This window comes from Flavobacterium sp. 2, from assembly GCF_049949195.1.
In the GTDB taxonomy this organism is placed as follows: Bacteria; Bacteroidota; Bacteroidia; order Flavobacteriales; family Flavobacteriaceae; genus Flavobacterium.
Window position 1 is genome coordinate 2,854,177 of record NZ_CP188206.1, and the last position, 18,449, is coordinate 2,872,625.

Below are 18,449 nucleotides of genomic sequence, written 5' to 3' on the forward strand. Positions count from 1 at the left end.
CGCAACACATTACAATGAAAAATTTTGACATTAACGAAGATCCTCACAGACGTTTTAACCCTTTAATTAACGAGTGGGTTTTAGTTTCACCTCATCGCGCAAAACGTCCTTGGCAAGGGCAAAACGAAACTATCGCTACTGAAGCTTTGCCAAAGTATGATCCAACTTGTTACTTATGCCCTGGAAATGTTCGTGCCAACGGAATGAACAATCCTAAATATGAAAGCAGTTTTGTTTTCGAAAATGATTTTGCTGCCATGAAACAGGACGAAATTATTTTTGAAGAAGATATCAAACACACTTTCTTTAAAGCAAAACCGGAGCAAGGAATTTCAAGAGTAGTTTGTTTTTCGCCAAGACACGATCTGACTTTGCCAGAAATGGAAGTTGATGGTATTGAAAATATCATCAGAACATGGCAAAAAGAATATACCGATTTAGGAAGCATTAAATATATCAATCACGTTCAGATTTTTGAAAATAAAGGAAGTGTAATGGGCTGCAGCAATCCGCATCCGCACGGACAAATTTGGGCGCAATCCTCTTTGCCAACGCAAGTTGAAAAAACACAAAATAGCTTAAAATCTTATTTCGATAAAAACAACAGAACGCTTCTTGAAGATTATCTTCAGGCAGAATTAAAATCAGGAGAACGTATTGTAATCGAGAACGATCATTTTGTTGCATTAGTTCCGTTTTGGGCAATTTGGCCATATGAAACCATGATTTTAAGCAAAAGAGCTTTTGGAAAAATCACTGATTTTACTTCAGAAGAAACAACTGCTTTTGCTAAAATCTTAAAACAGCTTACAATTAAATACGATAATTTATTCAGTACTTCTTTCCCATATTCATCAGGAATTCATCAAGCGCCGACGGACGGACTGAAGCATCCTGAATGGCATTTCCATATGCATTTTTATCCACCATTATTGAGATCGGCAACGGTTAAAAAATTCATGGTTGGTTATGAAATGATGGGCGAATCACAAAGAGACATAACTCCTGAAAAAAGTGCCGAAATTTTAAGACAGCAATCTGATGTACATTATAAAAGTCTTTAAAAACAGACTTGAAAATGTGTCAAAATCAAAACTGTTTTAAAATTTAACATAATAAATTGATTATAAATGTAAAAAACACATTTGTAAATGGTGTAGATATGGAATTTTATTATACTTTTGGCTTTCATTCTTATTTTCATAAAAAAATAACAGAATAAAAACAGATATCTTAGTTTTAACAAGATAAAACAACAAAATAATAGGTTTCGGAAATTATAATTAAAAATGAATTCATAAAACCACTTTACAAACAATCACCTATACTAATTTTTTAAAATACTATTAACAATGAACCAGAACCTCGCTTTCGCCGATTATGCGGTTTTTATTATTTATTTCATCGTAGTTTCTGCCTACGGTTACAGTGTTTACCGCAAGCGTAAACAAGACGAACATGATGCTAAAGCTTATTTCTTGGCTGAAGGAAACTTAACTTGGTGGGCTATTGGAGCTTCATTAATTGCCTCAAATATCTCTGCTGAACAATTCATCGGAATGAGCGGTGAAGGTTTCTTTTTAGGAATCGCTGTTGCTGCTTACGAATGGCTTGCTGCTGTTGCTTTAATTATAGTAGCCGTTTGGTTTATTCCTGTTTATCTTAAAAACAAGATTTACACGATGCCTCAATTCTTAAAAACACGTTACAACGAATCGACTGCTTTGATTATGGCAGTTTTCTGGTTGTTTTTATATGTTTTTGTAAACTTAACTTCTATTCTTTATTTAGGAGCTGTTGCTATTAACGGACTTGCAGGTGGTCAATATCTGCATGTAATCATGATTGGATTGGCTGTTTTTGCTTTATTTATCTCTTTAGGAGGTATGAAAGTTGTAGCTTATACAGACGTTATTCAGGTTGCGGTTTTAATTATTGGAGGTTTAGTAACTTCTTATATTGCTTTGACAACTGTTGGAAGTGCTTTTGGAGTGGGAGAAAATGCGATTGCTGGTTTCAAGGTTTTAATGAGAGAAGCACCTGAGCATTTCAAAATGATTATTCCAAGACCAACAGCAACTTCGTCTCAGCTTGAAATTGATAAATATTTAACTTTCCCTGGTTTGATGTCTTACCTTGCTGGTATCTGGATCATCAACTTAAACTATTGGGGATGTAACCAATACATTACACAAAGAGCTTTAGGTGCTGATTTACAAACGGCTCGTACAGGAATTTTGTTTGCTGGTATGTTAAAATTATTAATGCCTCTTATCGTGATGCTTCCTGGTATTGCAGCTTATGTTTTATACCAAAACGGAGAATTGCCTCAATTAGTTGGAGGAAAAGATGGAGCTTACTCAGCCATTTTAACTTTCTTGCCAACAGGTTTAAAAGGACTTTCTGTTGCCGCTTTGACTGCTGCAATTGTAGCTTCGTTAGCTGGAAAAGTAAACAGTATTTCGACTATTTATACATTAGACGTTCATAAAAAATACATCCAAAAAGAAGCGGGTGAAAAACAACAAGTAAACATTGGTAGAATTGCGGTTTTTGCTGCAATGCTTTTAGCTGTATTATTTACATGGAATGATATTTTAGGAATTGGAGGAGTTGGTGGATTCACTTACATCCAAAAATATACTGGATTTATCAGCCCTGGAGTTTTCGCGATGTTCTTCCTTGGTATGTTCTGGAAAAGAACAACTGGAACTGCAGCTATTGTAGGTGTAATTTTAGGATTTGTTTTATCTGTTTTATTCAACGAATATGCACCTGCTTTATTCGGAAACGACACGTTACTTTATACTGCTTATCCTAACGGAAAAGGAGCTTTTGAAATTCCTTTCCACATTTGTATGGGATTATCATTCTTCTTTACAATGTTAGCGATGATCGGAATCAGTTTTGCCGGACCAAAAGTAAATCCAAAAGCGTTTGAAATTGACTCTGAAATGTTTAAAGTAAAACCACAAACTACAGTTTTAATCGTAATTACATTATTGATTATTGTTGCACTGTACGTTAAATTCTGGTAGTATAATTTTTACTATATTATTTTTTGAAGATTAAAAGGCTGTCTGATGATTAGACAGCCTTTTTTTATTTGATAAAATTTTAAAAGAAAAAACCATAATCTGACCGATTTGGTTATTTTTGGCCAAAAAAAATAAACTAACAAACCTAACAAATGAAAAAACTAATTATTGCCTGCTTCTTTATTTCAGCAACTGCTTTCTGCCAGGATATGGAAGTTTTAAATGGAAGCTTTGACTTTTTAAAAGATCAAAAAGAAATCAACGTAGAATTTGATTATAGCAATTTTACTATGATGAAAGAAAATAAACCGGAAGCACAATATGTTGAAGAACACAAAGCTGATTTAGATAAAAAAGCAAAAGGAAACGGAAATCTTTGGCACAAAAGATGGGTTGTTGCTAAAGACCAAATCTGGACTCCAAAATTTTTAGAAATTGGAAATGTTGTATTAGCCAAAGCAGGTAAAGAAGTAAATTTTCAGGAAGGCTTAAACACTCCTTATACTTTAATAGTAAAAACTGTATGGATTTACCCAGGTTGGGATGCTGGAATCATGAAACAACCAGCAAAGGTTACTACCGTTTTATCTTTTGTAGAAACAGCCAACAAGTCTAATGTTTTATTAGAAATTTCAAGTATGGAAGCTCCGGGAGATCAATGGGGAAATAATTTCAATAACGAAACAAGAATTGGAGAAGGATACGCCAAAACAGCAAAATCGTTATCTAAGCTTTTATTGAAAAAAGCATTCAAATAAAATCATAAAAAAAGCCCTGATTATTCAGGGCTTTGTTCTTTTTGCATATTTAGTAAATAGGCCATATTTGCAATAACATGATCATGTTTCTTCACAAACGGATTTTCTTCATTCCAGACATATCCTGCTAAAACCGAACATATTTTCTCTTTTACTTCGGGATTTTCAGGCTGATGGAAAAACAATGTTTGAAGATTTCCTGTGTACCATTCCTGAACATAGGTTGTGAAAACTGCTATTCCGCGTTTCATATATTGCGTAAATTCAACTTCCCAATCTACTTTAATTCCTTGTGATTCTTTCAAATATAATTTCGCTGCCAACATTCCGGATTCAGTCGCAAAAGCAACTCCTGATGAAAAAACAGGATCCAAAAATTCAGAGCTATTTCCAGTTAGAGCAAAACCGTCGCCGTACATTCTTTTTACAGCTCTTGAATAATTTTCTAATTTAACGGGTTCGAACAAAAATTCTGTTCCTTTGAATCTTTTAATATAATAATCTGATTTCTGAATTGCATTTCGCAAAGCCTCAGCATTGTCTTTATTTTCAGAAAGTGAATTAATAAAATCAGTCGGACCAACAACGCCCAAACTAGTATTTCCATTTGAAAACGGAATTACCCAAAGCCAAACTTCAGTTTCTAAAATATCAAATGAAATCTGAGTTCCTTCCTCGCCTTCTTCTCTGTTTATATCTTTAACATGCGTAAATATCGAAGAATGCGGATCTAGTTTTGACGGTGTATCCAAATCTAAAAGTCTTGGCAAAACACGTCCATATCCGCTGGAATCCACAATAAATTTGGCGTGGATTTCTTTTAAATTTCCGTCCTTATCTTTTACAATTGTTTTCGAATTTTTTCCTTCAAAAGAAACTTCTAAAACCTCTGTTTCAAATTCTAAGTCAATTCCTTTTCGAACTACTTCCTGCGCCATTGTGTTATCAAAATCGGCACGCGGAACCTGCCAGGTCCAGTCCCAGCCTTCTCCAAATTTCTGACTGAAATCAAAAACACAAATTTCTTCACCTCTGATAAAACGGGCTCCTAATTTTTTTTCAAAGTTCATTGCATTCAGCGCATCATACAGCTCTGCCTCTGCAAAATGGTCCATCACTCGCGGAATAAGGCTTTCGCCGACCACAAGTCTCGGAAATTTTGTTTTTTCTACAACTTTGACCTTGACATTATTTTTATGAAGATACGATGCTGAAACGCATCCTGAAGGTCCTGCACCAATCACTAAAACATCAACAAACTCCTTTGTCATAATAAAAATGTTATGAATTATTAACTTACATTTGCGTTCATCAAAATAACTACAATTATTTTGATAATTAAAATTAAATTAGCACAATCAAATACGGTTTAATGAACACAATTAATGAATATTTAAGTTTAGCAGAATTCGAGTCAATCATTTTTGGAAATAACAAAGTTGCAATCAGTGATGTAGTTTTAAATCGAGTAAATGAAAGCTTTAATTTCCTGAAAGAATTTTCGGGAAACAAAATAATATATGGTGTAAACACTGGTTTTGGACCAATGGCTCAATATAGAATTAAAGAGTCCGACCAAATTCAGCTACAATATAATTTAATCCGAAGCCACTCTTCTGGAACCGGGAAACCTTTGAGTCCGGTTTGTGCAAAAGCGGCAATCCTGGCACGTTTAAACACACTTTCTTTAGGAAATTCAGGAGTTCATCCGTCAGTTATCCACTTGATGGCAGAATTAATTAATAGAGATATTACACCTCTAATTTTCGAACACGGCGGTGTTGGTGCAAGCGGCGACTTAGTTCAATTATCACATTTAGCTTTAGTCTTAATTGGCGAAGGTGAGGTTTTTTATAAAGGTGAAAGAAGACCAACTCCAGAGGTTTTTGATATTGAAGGTCTAAAACCAATTCAGGTTGAAATTAGAGAAGGTTTGGCGTTAATCAACGGAACTTCAGTAATGACAGGAATTGGCGTTGTGAATGTTCATCATGCTAAAAAATTATTAGACTGGTCATTAAAATCTTCTTGCGCGATCAACGAATTGGTTCAGGCGTATGACGATCATTTTTCGGCAGAATTAAACCAAACGAAACGCCATAAAGGACAACAGGAAATCGCAGAAAGAATGAGACAAAACCTTTCTGACAGTACTTTAATCCGTAAAAGAGAAGATCATTTATATTCTGGCGAAAACACAGAAGAAATTTTCAAAGAAAAAGTTCAGGAATATTATTCTTTAAGATGCGTTCCACAAATTTTGGGACCAGTTTTAGAAACTATAAATAATGTCGCTTCAATTTTAGAAGACGAATTCAACTCGGCAAACGACAATCCGATTATCGATGTAAAAAACCAACACGTTTATCACGGAGGAAATTTCCACGGCGATTATATTTCGCTTGAAATGGACAAACTGAAAATCGTTATTACCAAATTAACGATGCTGGCAGAACGTCAATTGAATTATTTATTGAATTCAAAAATCAACGAAATTCTTCCTCCATTCGTAAACTTAGGAACTTTAGGATTTAATTTCGGAATGCAGGGTGTTCAGTTTACCGCAACCTCAACAACTGCTGAAAGTCAAATGTTGTCAAACCCGATGTATGTGCATTCAATTCCAAACAACAATGACAATCAAGACATTGTAAGCATGGGAACAAATGCGGCGGTAATTACCTCAAAAGTGATCGAAAATGCTTTTGAAGTTTTGGCTATCGAAATGATTACCATCGTTCAGGCAATTGATTATTTAGGTCAAAAAGATAAAATTTCATCGGTTACTAAAAAATGGTACGATGATGTTCGCCATATTATTCCGGAATTTAAGGAAGATCAGGTTATGTATCCTTTTGTTCAAAAAGTAAAAGATTATCTGATCAACAGCTAAATCTTTTTTTCACATATTAATTATTGAATCTTAAAATCATGAAAAAACCGCTTATTTTTTTGTTGCTAGTTTTCATTCAATTTGTTAATAGTCAAGAACTGGCATTAGTTAAAAAGAATTCAAAAATCGGATATATTTCCAAAGACGGCTCTTTTAAAATCGAACCTCAATACAAATCTGCCAGAAGTTTTTCTGAAGGATTAGCTGCAGTAGAAAATGGTGGAAAATGGGGATTTATTGATGCAAAAGGAACCTGGGTAATTCCAGCCGATTTTAGTAATGCCAAAGATTTTAACAGCGGAATTGCAATCGTACAAAAAGATAAAGAGTGGGTTTACATTAATACAAAAGGCGAAGTTCAGAAAGCTCCGGCTTCAGAAAAATTATTTGATTTTGACAACGGCGTTGCTTTTATCAGACAAAACAACAAAGTTGGATTAATCAATAATAAAATGACTGTTGTTTTAGAACCAAAATACGACCAGATCAAACCTTTTGAAAACGGTTTTGCCAGAGTTGAACTGAACAAAAACTGGGGAATCATAAACACAGCCGGAAAAGAACTTGTTGAACCTGCTTATGCTGAAATTGGAAATTATTTCAAAAACACAACCTGGGCAAGAAAAGACAAAACTTTCGGTCTTGTAAGTGCAGGGAAATTTATTCCTGTTGATGGTGCTGAAAAAATCTGGGATTTTGAAACTCAGGATTTGACATTTGCTAAAAAGAACGGAAAAATCGGTTATATTGATTTAAAAGGAAATTGGGCAATTCTACCTATATATGATAAAGGAAAAGCTTTCTCAAAAAACCTGGCTCCTGTTTTAGTTGGAAAAAAATGGGGATTTATTAATCCGGAAGGAAAATTTGTAATTGAACCAACTTATAATGATGCCGAAGTTTTCAGTTCAAACGGATTGGCTCCGGTGAAAGAAAGCAATTGGGGATTCATAAATGAAACAGGAAAAATAGTAATTCCGACACAATACGGAATTACAACAAATGCTATTATCGCCATGTTTACGCAACAAGACAAAGGATTTATTGATGGCGTTGCGAGAGTAAAAAACGAAGGAAAATGGGGTTTTCTTAAACCAGACGGAACGGTTTTAAGCAATCAATGGTTTGAAAATGCTGAATTATTTTCGAAATCAGAAAAAAATCAAACTACTGAAGCTGTAGCAGAAAAACCTAAAGAAGAAACCAAGCCAGCAAAAACTACTGCAAAACCAGCAAAAAAGCCGGTCAGCAAGAAAAAATAATACTATTTAGCCCCAATAAAATATAAAATCTTACATAATGAAATGTGTATTAGTAACAGGCGGTTCAAGAGGAATTGGAAGTGCAATTTGTAAAAAATTAGCCGTTGAATCTGATTATCATATTCTGATTAATTATCATTCCAATCAAACCGCTGCTGAAGAAACACTTCAGGAAATACAAAAATTAGGAGCAACCGGAGAAATTCTGGGTTTTGACGTTTCTAATTTTGAACAAGTACAAAACGTTTTAACAAAATGGCAGGAATCAAATCCTGAAGCTCTAGTTGAAGCGATTGTAAACAATGCAGGAATTACAAAAGACGGTCTTTTTATGTGGATGACGCCACAAGACTGGAATAGTGTAATGAATACAAGTACAAACGGATTTTTTAATGTAACGCAGTTTTTCATTCAAAAAATGCTGCGTAATAAATATGGCAGAATCGTAAATATAGTTTCGGTTTCTGGAGTTAAAGGAACTGCCGGACAAACTAATTATTCGGCTGCAAAAGGAGCTATTGTTGCCGCAACAAAAGCGTTGGCTCAAGAAGTGGCAAAACGAAATATTACTGTGAATGCTGTTGCACCAGGTTTTATCAGAACGGATATGACAAGTTCGCTTGACGAAAAAGAATTATTAAAATTAATTCCCGTAAATCGTTTTGGAGAAGCGGAAGAAGTTGCCGATTTGGTAAGCTTTTTGATTTCTAAAAAATCAAGTTATATTACCGGCGAAATTATTAATATAAACGGAGGAATATATTCTTAAGAATACTATGTTTGCATAATATTTTAAGTTTTTTTAAACATAGAAAATTACACTTTAAGGATAAAAAATTACTTTGAAAGACAATGAATAAGAGAGTTGTAATTACTGGAATGGGAATTTATTCTTGTATCGGAACTTCTTTAAATGAAGTAAAGGAATCTTTATACGAAGGAAAATCCGGAATTAAATTTGATTCTGAACGAAAAGAATTTGGTTTCCAGTCGGCTTTGACCGGAATGGTTCCAAAAGCTGATTTGAAAAATTTATTGACACGCAGACAACGTATGAGCATCGGTGAAGAAACCGAGTACGCTTATATGGCTACTATCGAAGCATTGAAAAATGCGAATATAGACGATGCTTTTTTTGAAGAAAGAGAAGTTGGAATCATGTACGGAAACGACAGTGTTTCTAAAGCCATTATTGATGCTACAGATATTGTTCGCGAGAAAAAAGATACTGCCTTAATTGGTTCTGGAGCGATTTTCAAATCGATGAACTCGACGGTAACAATGAATCTTTCGACGATTTTTAAACTTCGTGGAATCAATTTAACCGTAAGTGCCGCTTGCGCAAGCGGATCTCATTCTATCGGATTGGCTTATTTTTTAATAAAAAGCGGTTTTCAGGATATTATAATTACTGGCGGAGCTCAGGAAATCAACAAATATGCGATGAGCAGTTTTGATGGTTTAGGTGTTTTTTCGAATAGAGAAAACGAGCCTGAAAAAGCCTCAAGACCTTTTGACGCCGGACGCGACGGATTGATTCCGAGTGGTGGTGGCGCAACTCTAATTTTAGAAAGCTACGAATCGGCAATTGCAAGAGGCGCCAATATTATTGCCGAAGTTTCCGGTTACGGATTTTCATCAAACGGCGGGCATATTTCAACTCCAAATGTTGAAGGACCAGCCACAGCAATGCAGCGCGCACTTGAAGATGCCAAATTAAATGCATCAGATATTGAATATATAAATGCGCATGCAACCTCAACTCCGGTTGGAGATGCAAACGAAGCCAAAGCCATCTTTGAAGTTTTTGGTGAGAAAAATCCTCCTGTAAGCTCTACAAAATCAATGACAGGCCACGAATGTTGGATGGCCGGAGCAAGCGAAATCATTTATTCTATTATAATGATGCAGAACGATTTCATTGCACCAAACATCAATTTGGAGAATCCAGATGAAGATGCGATGAAATTAAATTTAGTTAAAACTACGTTAAACAAAAAATTTGACATATTTTTGTCCAATTCTTTCGGTTTCGGAGGAACCAACTCTGCGTTGGTGGTTAAAAAGTTTAAATTGGACAATGAATAAAGAAGAGATTATAGCGAGAATTAATGGTTTTTTGGTTGATGAGTTTGAAGTAGATAATGATGAAATTGAACCAGATGCTAATTTAAAAGATACACTTGGGTTAGACAGCTTAGATTATGTTGATTTAGTAGTTTCTATTGAAGCTAACTTTGGTGTAAAATTGGTTGAAGCTGATTTCGTTGGAATTGCAACTTTTCAAAACTTCTATGACCTTATTGAAGCCAAACTAAAAGCTAAAGCTGCTTAATGAGTCAATGGGATGGCAAATCAAAAGGTACTGTTTTAGGTTATAGAATATTCGTTTTTTTAATACAAAAAGCGGGTGTCAAATCTGCTTATGTCTTACTTTATTTTGTTGCTTCTTATTACTTTCTGTTTCTAAAGAAAAGTAATAAGGCAATTTCTTACTATTTCAAAGAAAGACTTCAGTATTCTTATTTTCAGTCAAAAAAAATGGTTTTCAAAAGTTATTACACTTTTGGACAAACTATTATTGACAAAGTTTCGATTTCAGCTGGAATGCGAAATAAATTCACCTATGAATTTGACGGAATCGAAATTCTGAAAAAACTTTTAGCCGAGAAAAAAGGCGGAGTTTTAATAAGTGCTCACGTTGGAAATTTTGAAATCGCCGAACATTTTTTTGGCGACATCGATCTTGATTTCCAAATCAATCTTGTAACAACAGATTTGGAACATTCTGCAATTAAGCATTATCTGGAAAGCGTTACACAAAAATCTGCCGTAAAATTTATTATCATAAAAGACGATTTATCTCATATTTTTGAGATCAATGCGGCTTTGGCCAATAATGAATTGGTTTGTTTTACTGGCGACCGCTATTTTGAAGGAACCAAATCACTTTCTGAAGAAATTCTTGGTAAAGAAGCTAATTTTCCTGCTGGCCCATTTTTAATCGCTTCCCGATTAAAAGTTCCTGTTGTTTTTGTATATGTCATGAAAGAACCAAATCTTCATTATCATTTATACGCCAGAGAAGCAACAGTAAAACACCGCGATGAAAAAGGTTTATTAAAAGAATATGTAAAAAGTGTTGAAAGCATTTTACAAAAATATCCACTGCAATGGTTCAATTATTTCGATTTTTGGAATGATTTGAAAAGCTAGTTTTTTCGTCACGAATTCACGAATTATCACAATTTAATTAAAAATAAATTCGTGAATTCGTGGCGGAAAAACATTCTATTAAACAAGAAAATTCGTTTAAAATAATTTACTTATTTTTGTTCGCAACCAAAGAAAGTAAACCTAAAATGAAAAATGTTCTCGTTATTTTTTATTCTCAATCTGGACAACTAGAATCCATTGCGCGTAATATTGCCAAACCCTTTTTAAATTCAGATGAAATAAAAGTAACTTTTCATGAAATTCAATTGGAAAAACCTTTTCCTTTTCCGTGGAATAAAACTACTTTTTTTGATGCTTTCCCAGAATCATTTCTACAAATTCCAACGGCTTTAAAACCAGTTCCGGATGAAATTCTGAACACAAAATTCGATCTTATTTTACTGCATTATCAAGTTTGGTATTTAACGCCTTCCATTCCTATGAATTCTTTTCTAAAAAGTGCTGACGGTAAAAATATTCTAAACAATACTCCCGTTATTACTATAAACGGTTCCCGAAATATGTGGATAATGGCGCAGGAAAAAGTGAAAGTTTTATTGCAGGAAGCCAATGCAAAATTGGTTGGAAATGTTGCATTAGTTGATCGTGTTGGGAATTTAATCAGTGTCATTACTATTGTAAACTGGATGTTTTCTGGAGTAAAGAAAAGATATTTAGGATTTTTTCCTTTGCCTGGAGTTTCCGATAAAGACATTCAGGAATCGGATAAATTCGGCGAAATCATGCTTTCAGAATTCAAGCAAAATAAATTAGAAGATTTACAGCCAAAACTAGCCGAAATTGGAGCCGTAAAAATCAGTCCGTATTTAGTAACTGTAGACAAAACGGCTAACAAAATCTTTAATAAATGGTCTAATTTTATTCATAAGAACCAAAAAAACAGAAAACTGCTTCTTAAATTATTTTATGTTTATTTATTCCTTGCAATATGGGTAATCTCGCCAATAGTATATATATTGCATGTTATTAGCTATCCGTTTAAGATTAAAACTATAAAAAAAGAAACTCAATACTATCAAGGAGTTTAGAAGAGGAGAAAATTATATTATGTTTGACGTATATATTACCAAAGCCGCAAAATACCTGCCTAATGAAGCTGTTTCAAACGATGAAATGGAGAATTATTTAGGACTGATAAACGATACTGCTTCAAAAGCAAGACGTATTATTTTGCGCAATAATAAAATTACAACCCGATATTATGCCGTTGACAAAAATGGCAAAAGCACGCACAGCAACGCTGAACTGGCAAAAAATGCAATTTCGCAGTTGTTTGATGAAAATTTCACCGATCAGGATTTAGAAGTGCTGTCCTGCGGTACTTCATCACCTGATGTTTTTGCGCCTTCACACGCCGCAATGGTTCACGGATTATTGAAAAATAAATCGGTTGAATTGAACTCTTCTTCCGGAATTTGCTGTTCTGGAATGAATGCGTTAAAATATGGTTTTCTTTCTGTAAAATCTGGAAATTCAAAAAATGCTATCTGTACAGGATCTGAAAAGGTTTCAACCTGGCTTTCGGCACAACAATATAATCAGGAAATCATCAACTTAAAAAATCTGGAAGAACAACCTATTATTGCGTTCAAAAAAGATTTCTTGCGTTGGATGTTATCGGACGGAGCTGGTGCTTTTTTATTGGAAAATAAACCAACCGGAGAAGTTTCATTAAAAATCGAATGGATGGAAGCCTATTCGTATGCCTTCGAATTAGAAACTTGCATGTATGCTGGCGGAGATAAATTAGAAAATGGAGAAATAAAACCCTGGAGTGAGTACAAACCTGAACAATTACTAAACGAATCTATTCTGGCAGTAAAACAGGATGTAAAACTACTTGACGAATTTATTTTGCCAAAAGGTGTCGAAAGTATGAGCGATGCCATGGCAAAACACAATGTTACGGCAGACGATATTGATTATTTTTTACCACACGTTTCTTCTCACTTTTTTGTTGATGGCCTTAAGAAAGGGTTATTAGAAAAAGGAATTGACATTGCCGATGAAAAATGGTTCATGAATCTTTTGAGAGTTGGAAATGTTGGGTCAGCTTCGATTTATATCGCTGTTGAAGAATTAATAAATTCTGGAAAATTGAAAAAAGGAGATAAAATTTTCCTTTCAGTTCCAGAAAGCGGAAGATTCTCATTTGCTTACGCGTATTTAACTGTCTGCTAAATGAATGCTTCTATACTTTTAGAAAAAGAAGCTGTAGAAAATCTGCTTCCGCAAAAGTTTCCTTTTGTAATGGTAGACCGTATGTTTTCGTATTCTGAAACCGAATTGACTTCTGGATTAAACATTCAAAATGATAATATATTTTTAGAAGAAAATACTTTTTTAGAAGCTGGATTAATCGAACACATGGCACAGTCTGTTGCTTTGCATACCGGTTATCAGTTTTTCTTAAAAAACGAAACTGCTCCTACAGGTTATATTGGTTCTATTAAAGATATTCAGATTAAAAAATTGCCTAAAACCAACGATACCATTCAGTCGAATGTTACAATTTTACAAGAATTTGCCGGAGTTACTTTAGTCGATATTGTGACATTTTTGAATGAAGAAGAAATTGCAAGCGGACAAATGAAAACCGTTTTAGCCAAATAATTATGACGATGAAAGTTGGAATCGACATACAAAATTATTTACCACACCGAGCGCCAATGCTTATGGTTGATTTGATTTTGGAAATTGATGCCACTTCAGTTGAAACCGAATTTTTAATCAAAGAAGACAATATTTTTGTTGATAAAGGCATTTTAATAGAAGCCGGTTTAATCGAAAACACAGCGCAAACTTGTTCTTCAATTGTTGGAAAAAAGTATTTTTTTGAAGAGGACGGAACCGAAAATGTAAATGTAAATGTTATTGGTTTTATCAGCGCTTTAAAAAATCTAAAAATACATGCATTGCCAAAAGTTGGCGACGTTATTACGACCAAAGCAATTTTGGTTTCCAAATTTGTTGGCGACGATTATACTTTATGCACCATGAGTTGCGAAAGTTTATTGGAAGACAAAATACTGTTAGAATGCGAAATTAATTTGTTTATTCAGAAGACGATTTCGGTTGAAGAATAATTAAATATCGAAATGGATACAAAAAAAACGCTTTATCATTTATTTATCCGATTAGGAATTTTAATAGCCATATTAGTTTGTATTTTTCTATATGGTTTTATTAAAGTCGATTTTTTTGCAGAAGCTTTTTTTTTGATTCAAGCTTATTGCCTGTTTCTATTATTAGAAATGATTTATTTTTTTGTCAAAAAATTTAAAAATTTAGCTTTAATAGATCTTGGTTTTTTAATTGTACTCGAAATATTACCTGTTTTGGTTTTTACAAAATTAATGGTATAGATTTTAAATAAAAACACCGTCATGGAAAAAGAAAATGTACCTCAGCACGATGGAAATTTAAGCAAAAAAAATCTCAAGGAATTGGTTTATGCAACCGATGAAAACGGGAATTATACTACCGCTTTGAGTACAGGCTGGGAACCAAAAGCCATTGCACTTTCCAACGCAATCGACGATATAAAAGAACGCGCAGAAGAAGCCAGAATCAAAGTTAAAAACGGAGAATTGAGTCCGATTTGTTATTTTATGGAACTCAATAAAATGGATCTTTCGATTCTTGCCGGATATGTCGAAATGTGGAAATGGCGCGTAAAAAGACATTTTAAACCTTCCGTTTTTGCCAAACTAAACGACAAAACTTTACAAAAATATGCCGACGCTTTTGACATTTCAATAGCCGAATTAAAAAACTTTAAAACAGATTAATGCAAGTTACTTTTACACATCATCAATCTGCTCATTGTGAAAACGGAGTAGCTTCAAACCTCTTAAAAAACAGCGGACTCAATATCAGCGAACCGATGGTTTTCGGAATTGGTTCGGGACTATTTTTCGTGTATTTGCCTTTCTTAAAAGTAAATCACGCGCCGGCGATCAGTTATAGAACTTTGCCGGGACATATTTTTAATAAAGTTGCCAATCGCTTAAATCTTAAAATAAAAAGACAAAAATTCTCTTCGGTTGCCAATGCAAACAAAGCTTTAGAAGAAAATTTAAAAAACAATATTCCGACTGGATTGCAAGTTGGCGTTTATCATTTGAGTTATTTTCCTGATGAATATCGCTTTCATTTCAACGCGCACAATTTAGTCGTTTACGGCAAAACCGAAACAGATTATTTGATCAGCGATCCAGTAATGGAAACGGTTACCACTTTGACTCACGAGGAAATGGACAAAGTGCGTTTTGCCAAAGGTGCTTTTGCGCCACGCGGACAAATGTATTATCCAATTCAGATTCCGAGTGAAGTTGATTTAAAAAATGCGATCATAAAAGGAATCAAAAATACCTGTCGCGATATGTTGGCGCCAATGCCAATTGTGGGCGTTCGCGGTATTAAAATGGTTTCGCGCCAAATTAGAAAATGGCCTAAAAAACATGGTGTCAGAAAAGCCAATCATTATTTGGCGCAAATGGTCAGAATGCAGGAAGAAATTGGAACCGGAGGCGGAGGTTTCCGATTTATTTACGCCGCGTTTTTGCAAGAAGCTTCGGTTGTTTTAGAAAATGAAGAACTGAAAACACTTTCGAAAGAAATGACACAAATTGGAGATTCATGGCGCGATTTTGCCGTTGAAGCTTCCAGAATTTATAAAAATAGAAGTGCGAAAGAAGACGCATACAACGCCATTGCCGATGAACTTTTAGACATTGCGAATCGCGAAGAAATCTTTTTCAAAAAACTAAAAAAAGCAATCAGCTAAGATATTTTGAATTCCATTATAAAAATAGAATCCCTTTCGAAAAAGTACAAAGATGCCGATCAGTTTTCTTTGAACGATGTTTCGCTGGACATAAATGAAGGCCAGATTTTCGGATTATTAGGTCCGAATGGCGCCGGAAAAACCACTTTAATTTCGATGCTTTGCGGATTGATCAAACCGACTTCGGGACATTTTTCGATTGATGATTTAGACTATCACAATCATTCATCCAAAATCAAAAAAATCATCGGCGTTGTTCCTCAGGAATATGCTTTGTATCCAACGTTGACCGCAAGAGAAAATCTGCATTATTTTGGAAGCATGTACGGTTTGAAAGGTTCCGACTTGAAGGATAAAGTCATCGAAACTTTAGATCTTTTGGGCTTATTGAAATTTGCTGATAAACAAATTCATACTTTTTCTGGCGGAATGAAACGCCGTGTCAATTTGATTGCCGGAATTCTGCACAATCCAAAAGTTTTATTTTTGGATGAACCAACTGTTGGCGTTGATGTCCAATCAAAAAATGCGATTTTAGATTATCTGAAAATATTAAATCAACACGGAACTACCATTATTTATACCTCACATCATTTGGCTGAAGCCGAAGATTTCTGCACGAATATTGCCATTTTAGACCGAGGCAAAATTTATGCAAAAGGAACGCCGTCAACCTTAATTGAGACCACAGAAAATGCCAGAAATCTCGAAGATGTTTTTATTTCATTAACCGGTAAAGACTTGAGAGATGCTATATAAAATCTGGATGTCGATAGTAAAAGAATTTCTTTTATTGAAAAGAGATTTAGGTGGTTTGATTATTTTATTTATCATGCCGTTAGTTTTGGTTATCACGGTAACGGTCATTCAGGACAGCTCTTTCAAAACGGTCAGCGACACTAAAATTCCGATTTTATTGGTTGATTATGACAAAGGTTCTGTTTCGAAAACGGTTTTTGATAATTTAGAAAAAAACCAATTATTCACCGTTATCACTCAAATTGACAACAAACCGATTACGGAAGAAGTTGCCAGAGAAAATGTTTACAAAGGAAAATTTCAATTGGCTATCGTAATTCCGAAAAATCTAAGCGTTGATTTGCAAGCCAAAGTCGATCAGAATGTCGAAAACATTGTGAGCAAAATGGGTTTTACAGACAGCGTTGCAAAACCGGAGAAACCAAAAGTTATCACGCAAAAAGAAGTAAAATTATATTTTGATCCGGCGGTTCAGCTGAGTTTCAAAAATTCGGTTATGAATGCGATTGACAAAATGATTTCGCAAATCGAAACCAAATCGATTTACACGACTTTTCAAAATCAGTTAGGCGAAGAAAATACCAAATTCGATCAAACGAGTTTTATTACTTTCAAAGAAATAATTCCGAAAATAAACAATAAAGAAGTATTGCCCAATTCGGTTCAGCACAACGTTCCGGCCTGGACACTTTTTGCAATATTTTTTATCGTGATTCCGCTTTCCATCAATATTGTAAAAGAAAAATCACAAGGAACTTTTGTTCGATTGTTGACCAATCCAACTTCCAATTTAATTGTCATTATTGGCAAAACCATTACGTATTCTGTCATTTGTATGATTCAGTTTTATATGATGGTTGCCGTTGCGATTTTCTTGTTTCCGCACATTGGTTTGCCTCCGCTAAATATTGAAGGACATTTATTTTTGATGAGTGTTGTCGCTTTATTTTCAGGTTTTGCCGCCATCGGATTCGGAATCTTATTAGGAACTGTTGCGAATACTCAGGAGCAATCAGCTCCGTTTGGTGCGACAAGTGTTATTATTTTAGCAGCCATCGGAGGCGTTTGGGTTCCTGTTTTTGTAATGCCAAAAATGATGCAGCTTATTGCCAAATCTTCGCCCATGAATTGGGGTCTAGAAGCGTTTTATGATGTTTTACTGCGCAATGTTTCTTTCATCGAAATCATTCCAAAAATAAGTTTGTTATTTTTGTTCTTTATAATCACCACTTCCATTGCCTTATTTTATGACAAAAAGAAAAGAACAGTATAACGAAGCCTCAGACTTAACCGTTTCGCACGAAATCAGAATTCGTTTTAACGAAACTGATCCGCTTGGAATTGTTTGGCACGGCCATTATATTACCTATTTTGAAGACGGTCGCGAAGCCTTTGGACGCCAACACGGACTTACGTATTTGGACATTGCAAAAACGGGTTATACGACTCCAATTGTAAAATCAAAATGCGAGCATAAATTGTCTCTGCGTTACGGTGATGTTGTCACAATCGAAACCACAGTTGTCGACACTCCGGCCGCGAAAATAATTTACCGTTTTAAAATTATTGACGCTCAAGGCGAAATTGCCTGTACCGGCGAAACAACTCAGGTTTTTTTAGATAAAGAAGGGAATTTAATGCTAACCAATCCTCCTTTTTATGAGGAATGGAAAAGGAAAGTTGGGTTGTTGAAGTAAATTTTTTTCGCCACGA

Annotated in this window: 20 protein-coding genes; 19 read left to right on the forward strand and 1 reads right to left on the reverse strand. The window is 34.6% G+C overall.

The genetic code is table 11. The annotated features are described in order from the left end of the window. Positions 1–14 precede the first annotated feature (14 nt). From ACNFIH_RS12230 to ACNFIH_RS12240, 3 genes are all read left to right on the forward strand, one after another. Positions 15–1,064, forward strand: a complete 1,050-nt coding sequence (locus tag ACNFIH_RS12230; protein ID WP_426483365.1) for a UDP-glucose--hexose-1-phosphate uridylyltransferase — start codon at positions 15–17, stop codon at positions 1,062–1,064. A 288-nt stretch (positions 1,065–1,352) separates the two neighbouring features. Then, positions 1,353–3,038, forward strand: a complete 1,686-nt coding sequence (locus ACNFIH_RS12235) for a sodium/sugar symporter (protein WP_426483366.1) — start codon at positions 1,353–1,355, stop codon at positions 3,036–3,038. 152 nt (positions 3,039–3,190) lie between these two features. Then, a complete protein-coding gene (locus ACNFIH_RS12240; protein WP_142449948.1) occupies positions 3,191–3,796 on the forward strand; it encodes a hypothetical protein in 606 nt (201 codons plus the stop codon). 20 nt (positions 3,797–3,816) lie between these two features. On the opposite strand, the gene ACNFIH_RS12245 is transcribed toward ACNFIH_RS12240, so the two are convergent. Then, the gene (locus ACNFIH_RS12245) at positions 3,817–5,067 is read right to left on the reverse strand and encodes an NAD(P)/FAD-dependent oxidoreductase (RefSeq protein WP_426483367.1); all 1,251 of its coding nucleotides are present in this window, start codon (positions 5,065–5,067) and stop codon (positions 3,817–3,819) included. 101 nt (positions 5,068–5,168) lie between these two features. Here ACNFIH_RS12245 and ACNFIH_RS12250 point away from each other — a divergent pair, with 101 nt between their 5' ends. The 16 genes from ACNFIH_RS12250 to ACNFIH_RS12325 all read left to right on the forward strand — a co-directional run bounded on the left by ACNFIH_RS12250 (position 5,169) and on the right by ACNFIH_RS12325 (position 18,433). After that, the gene (locus tag ACNFIH_RS12250; protein ID WP_426483368.1) at positions 5,169–6,689 is read left to right on the forward strand and encodes an HAL/PAL/TAL family ammonia-lyase; all 1,521 of its coding nucleotides are present in this window, start codon (positions 5,169–5,171) and stop codon (positions 6,687–6,689) included. 38 nt (positions 6,690–6,727) lie between these two features. Continuing rightward, complete coding sequence (locus tag ACNFIH_RS12255; protein WP_426483369.1) at positions 6,728–7,951, forward strand: WG repeat-containing protein; 1,224 nt, start codon at positions 6,728–6,730, stop codon at positions 7,949–7,951. A gap of 37 nt (positions 7,952–7,988) precedes the next feature. Further along, positions 7,989–8,720: a 3-oxoacyl-ACP reductase FabG gene (gene fabG, locus ACNFIH_RS12260; RefSeq protein WP_426483370.1), complete on the forward strand. Its 732-nt coding sequence runs from the start codon at positions 7,989–7,991 to the stop codon at positions 8,718–8,720. Between the two features lie 83 nt (positions 8,721–8,803). Continuing rightward, a complete protein-coding gene (locus ACNFIH_RS12265; RefSeq protein WP_426483371.1) occupies positions 8,804–10,039 on the forward strand; it encodes a beta-ketoacyl-[acyl-carrier-protein] synthase family protein in 1,236 nt (411 codons plus the stop codon). Then, positions 10,032–10,286, forward strand: a complete 255-nt coding sequence (locus tag ACNFIH_RS12270) for an acyl carrier protein (RefSeq protein ID WP_035646520.1) — start codon at positions 10,032–10,034, stop codon at positions 10,284–10,286. The genes ACNFIH_RS12265 and ACNFIH_RS12270 overlap by 8 nt, the downstream gene beginning before the upstream one ends. Then, entirely contained in the window at positions 10,286–11,167 is an 882-nt protein-coding gene (locus ACNFIH_RS12275; RefSeq protein WP_426483372.1) for a lipid A biosynthesis acyltransferase, read from the forward strand. Before ACNFIH_RS12270 ends, ACNFIH_RS12275 begins: the two co-directional genes overlap by 1 nt. A gap of 146 nt (positions 11,168–11,313) precedes the next feature. After that, complete coding sequence (locus ACNFIH_RS12280; protein WP_426483373.1) at positions 11,314–12,216, forward strand: dialkylrecorsinol condensing enzyme DarA; 903 nt, start codon at positions 11,314–11,316, stop codon at positions 12,214–12,216. 19 nt (positions 12,217–12,235) lie between these two features. Continuing rightward, a complete protein-coding gene (locus ACNFIH_RS12285; RefSeq protein WP_035646525.1) occupies positions 12,236–13,369 on the forward strand; it encodes a beta-ketoacyl-ACP synthase III in 1,134 nt (377 codons plus the stop codon). Next, entirely contained in the window at positions 13,370–13,801 is a 432-nt protein-coding gene (locus ACNFIH_RS12290; protein WP_426483374.1) for a hypothetical protein, read from the forward strand. 8 nt (positions 13,802–13,809) lie between these two features. Continuing rightward, positions 13,810–14,274, forward strand: a complete 465-nt coding sequence (locus tag ACNFIH_RS12295; protein ID WP_426483375.1) for an ABC transporter permease — start codon at positions 13,810–13,812, stop codon at positions 14,272–14,274. A 12-nt stretch (positions 14,275–14,286) separates the two neighbouring features. Next, on the forward strand, positions 14,287–14,553 hold the full coding sequence (locus ACNFIH_RS12300; RefSeq protein ID WP_426483376.1) for a hypothetical protein: 267 nt from the start codon (positions 14,287–14,289) through the stop codon (positions 14,551–14,553). A 21-nt stretch (positions 14,554–14,574) separates the two neighbouring features. Beyond that, positions 14,575–14,979: a hypothetical protein gene (locus tag ACNFIH_RS12305; protein ID WP_426483377.1), complete on the forward strand. Its 405-nt coding sequence runs from the start codon at positions 14,575–14,577 to the stop codon at positions 14,977–14,979. Further along, positions 14,979–15,977, forward strand: a complete 999-nt coding sequence (locus tag ACNFIH_RS12310; protein ID WP_426483378.1) for a BtrH N-terminal domain-containing protein — start codon at positions 14,979–14,981, stop codon at positions 15,975–15,977. The genes ACNFIH_RS12305 and ACNFIH_RS12310 overlap by 1 nt, the downstream gene beginning before the upstream one ends. Positions 15,978–15,983: 6 nt before the next feature. After that, on the forward strand, positions 15,984–16,736 hold the full coding sequence (locus ACNFIH_RS12315) for an ABC transporter ATP-binding protein (protein WP_426483379.1): 753 nt from the start codon (positions 15,984–15,986) through the stop codon (positions 16,734–16,736). After that, a complete protein-coding gene (locus ACNFIH_RS12320) occupies positions 16,726–18,009 on the forward strand; it encodes an ABC transporter permease (RefSeq protein WP_426483380.1) in 1,284 nt (427 codons plus the stop codon). Before ACNFIH_RS12315 ends, ACNFIH_RS12320 begins: the two co-directional genes overlap by 11 nt. Continuing rightward, the gene (locus ACNFIH_RS12325; protein WP_426483381.1) at positions 17,984–18,433 is read left to right on the forward strand and encodes an acyl-CoA thioesterase; all 450 of its coding nucleotides are present in this window, start codon (positions 17,984–17,986) and stop codon (positions 18,431–18,433) included. Before ACNFIH_RS12320 ends, ACNFIH_RS12325 begins: the two co-directional genes overlap by 26 nt. Positions 18,434–18,449: the final 16 nt, after the last annotated feature.